We start from the raw sequence: 3,751 nt of genomic DNA, 5'->3' as shown, positions 1-3,751 counted from the left end.
GCCCGGTTACATTCCGAACCCGGAAGCTAAGCCTTACAGCGCCGATGGTACTGCAGGGGGGACCCTGTGGGAGAGTAGGACGCCGCCGAACAATTATTCAGAAAAGCCCCTGATCCACTCGGATCAGGGGCTTTTCGCATTTCCGGGCCGGACGGGCCCGACAGGCCGGCTCCGGTGCCTCCGAACCCTCCCGGACGACCCCCGCCGAGTGGCTGGTCCACCGTCAATATGCCGCTAAAACCGCCTGATCAGCGCACTGATCAGCGGAAAATCGCGTCGCACACCGTAGTCTCGAAGGCAAGGGGAACAGGTGTCCGGGGGTGTCCTCCGGGCCGGGTCGGATCAAGAATGGTGCTCATGGGACGAGGCAGGCTGCGCATCTACCTCGGGGCAGCCCCCGGGGTCGGCAAGACGTACGCCATGCTCGCCGAGGCGCACCGGCGCCAGGAGCGTGGCACGGACGTCGTGGTCGCGTTCGTGGAGGACCACGGCCGCCGACGGACCGCGGACATGGTCGCCGGGCTGGAGGTGGTGCTGCGCCAGCAGGTGGTGCACCGCGGCGCCCGCTTCTCCGAGATGGACCTGGACGCCGTCCTCGCCCGCCGCCCGCAGGTGGCCCTGGTGGACGAGCTGGCCCACACCAACGTTCCTGGCTGCCGCAACGAGAAGCGCTGGCAGGACGTCGAGGAACTGCTGGCGGCCGGGATCGACGTGATCTCCACCGTCAACGTCCAGCACCTGGAGTCGCTCGGCGACGCGGTCGAGGGCATCACCGGGGTGCGCCAGCGCGAGGCCGTGCCGGACGAGGTGGTCCGGCGGGCGGATCAGATCGAGCTGGTGGACATGTCCCCGCAGGCGCTGCGGCGGCGGCTGGCGCACGGCAACGTGTACGCGCCGGAGAAGATCGACGCCGCCCTCGCGAACTACTTCCGTCCGGGCAACCTGACCGCGCTGCGCGAGCTGGCGCTGCTGTGGACCGCGGACCGGGTGGACGAGTACCTCCAGAAGTACCGGGCCGAGCAGGGCATCGAGGGCACCTGGCAGGCCCGGGAGCGGATCGTGGTGGGCCTGACCGGCGGGCCCGAGGGGGCGACGCTGATCCGCCGGGCGGCCCGGATCGCCGCCCGGGTCTCCGGCGGTGAGCTGCTCGCCGTGCACATCTCCCGCTCGGACGGGCTGGTGGGCTCCGGCTCGCCGCAGACGCTGATCGAGCAGCGCGTGCTGGTGGAGAGCCTCGGCGGTTCCTTCCACGCGGTCCTCGGCGACGACCCGGCCGGCGGACTGCTGGACTTCGCCCGGGGCGTGAACGCCACCCAGATCGTGCTGGGCACCAGTCGGCGGCCCGCCTGGCAGTACCTGTACGGGCCGGGCGTCGGCACCACGGTGACCCGGGAGGCCGGGGACATCGACGTGCACATGGTCACCCACGAGCACGCCGGGCACGGGCGGCGCGGCAAGATACCGGTCCGCCGGATCACCGACCTGGGCCGTACCCGGACGGTCGCCGGCTGGCTGATCGGGCTGGTCGGCCCCCCGGTGCTGGCGATCGTGCTGACCGCGATCGGCGGGCTGGGGCTCTCCACCGACATGTTGCTTTTCCTGTCGCTGACGGTGTGCGCGGCGCTGGTCGGCGGGCTGCTGCCGGCCATCGGCTCGGCGCTGGTCGCCTCCTCGGTGCTGAACTACTACTTCACCCCGCCGCTGCACACCTTCACCATCAACGAGCCGCAGAACATCATGGCGGTGGCGATATTCACCATCGTCGGCATCTCGGTGGCGTCGGTGGTGGACCTCGCGGCCCGGCGCACCCAGCAGGCGGCCCGTAGCCAGACCGAGGCGCAGACGCTCAGCGCGCTGGCCGGCACGGTGCTGCGCGGCGCGCCCAATGGCGACGGGGTGCTCACCGCGCTGATGGAACAGGTGCGGGAGACCTTCGGGCAGGAGAGCGCCGCGCTGCTGGAGCGGCCCGATCCGCTCGCGCCCTGGGTGCCGGTGGCCTCCGCCGGCCCGCGCCCGCCGGGGCGGCCGGAGGAGGCCGACGTGGACGTCCCGGTCGGCGACAGCCTGGCGCTGGTGCTGCGCGGCCGGGTGCTGCCCGGGGCGGACCGGCGCCTGCTCGGGGCGTTCGCCGCGCAGGCCGCCGTGGTGCTGGAGCGCCGCCGGCTGGCCCGGGAGGCCGCCGATGCCCGCCGGGAGGCCGAGGGCAACCGGATCCGGACGGCTCTGCTGGCGGCGGTCTCGCACGACCTGCGCACCCCGCTGGCGGGCATCAAGGCCTCGGTGAGCTCGCTGCGTTCGGCCGACGTCGACTGGGACCCGGAGGACGAGGCCGAGCTGCTGGCCGGCATCGAGGCCGGGGCGGACCGGCTGGACCACCTGATCAACAACCTGCTCGACATGAGCCGCCTGCAGACCGGTACCGTCACCCCGCTGATCCAGGAGACCGACCTGGACGAGGTGGTGCCGTTCGCGCTCGGCGGGGTGCCGCTGGAGTCCGTCCGGCTGGAGGTGCCGGAGACGCTGCCGATGGTCCGGGCCGACGGCGGGTTGCTGGAGCGCTCGCTGGCCAACCTGGTGGAGAACGCCGTCAAGTACAGCCCGGACGGCGTCAAGGTGCTGGTCAAGGCCGACGAGCTGCGGCAGCCGGGGCGGCCGGCCCGGGTCGAGCTGCGGATCGTGGACCGCGGCCCGGGGGTGCCGGAAGAGGCGAAGGAGAAGATCTTCGCGCCGTTCCAGCGGTACGGGGACGCGCCGCGCGGTGCCGGGGTGGGCCTCGGACTCGCGGTGGCGCGCGGTTTCGTCGAGGCGATGGACGGTACCGTCACCGCCGAGGACACCCCGGGCGGCGGCCTCACCATGGTCGTCAGCCTGCCCGTGGTCGACCGGCCGCCCGAAACGGGGGAGCCGGGCGGCGAGGGTGGCGGTCCGCTCCCGGAGCTGATCACCTGAGAACCGGCGGCGCACCGGCCGGGCCGGGCGCCCCTCCCGGTGCCGCGCGCCGCAGCGAAAGTCGTAGAGCCAGTCCCCAGTCCGTAAGTCAGACAGCCCCGAAAGGCGGAGCCCGCACATGACCCGGGTCCTCGTCGTGGACGACGAACCGCAGATCGTCCGCGCGCTGGTGATCAACCTCAAGGCCCGCAAGTACGAGGTGGACGCGGCCCATGACGGCGCGAGCGCCCTGGAGCTGGCCGCGGCCCGCCATCCGGACGTGGTCGTCCTCGACCTGGGCCTGCCCGACATGGACGGGGTCGAGGTGATCCGCGGCCTGCGCGGCTGGACCCGGGTGCCGATCATCGTGCTGTCGGCCCGGCACGCCTCGGACGAGAAGGTCGAGGCCCTGGACGCCGGCGCCGACGACTACGTCACCAAGCCGTTCGGCATGGACGAGCTGCTCGCCCGGATGCGGGCCGCCGTGCGGCGGGCCGAGCCGGTGGCCGGGGAGGCCGACTCGCTGGTCGTCACCGAGTCCTTCACCGTCGACCTCGCGGCCAAGAAGGTCAACCGGGACGGCGCCGACGTCCGCCTCACCCCGACCGAGTGGCACCTGCTGGAGGTACTGGTCCGCAACGCCGGGCGGCTGGTCAGCCAGACCCAGCTGCTGCAGGAGGTGTGGGGCCCGGCGTACCGCACCGAGACCAACTACCTGCGGGTCTACCTCGCCCAGCTGCGCCGCAAGCTGGAGCGCGACCCCTCGCACCCGCGCCACTTCATCACCGAGCCGGGCATGGGATACCGGTTCGAGAGCTGACCC

The 3,751-nt window shown here is 72.6% G+C and carries 2 protein-coding genes and 1 rRNA gene; all 3 read left to right on the top strand.

The genetic code is table 11. The features are described 5' to 3' along the window. A 5S ribosomal RNA gene (gene rrf / locus ACIQOV_RS32100) occupies nt 1-91 on the top strand; the annotation flags it as partial. A gap of 266 nt (nt 92-357) precedes the next feature. Further along, nucleotides 358-2,949 carry an ATP-binding protein gene (locus ACIQOV_RS32095; RefSeq protein WP_401054208.1) on the top strand — a complete coding sequence of 864 codons (2,592 nt, stop codon included), beginning with the start codon at nt 358-360 and terminating at the stop codon, nt 2,947-2,949. A gap of 118 nt (nt 2,950-3,067) precedes the next feature. Then, nucleotides 3,068-3,748, top strand: a complete 681-nt coding sequence (locus ACIQOV_RS32090; protein ID WP_049657530.1) for a response regulator — start codon at nt 3,068-3,070, stop codon at nt 3,746-3,748. Nucleotides 3,749-3,751 lie beyond the last annotated feature (3 nt).

Origin of the sequence: Kitasatospora sp. NPDC091257 (assembly GCF_044757675.1) — a bacterium.
In the GTDB taxonomy this organism is placed as follows: Bacteria; Actinomycetota; Actinomycetes; order Streptomycetales; family Streptomycetaceae; genus Kitasatospora; species Kitasatospora lactacystinica.
This window is presented reverse-complemented; position numbering and strand designations above follow the sequence as displayed.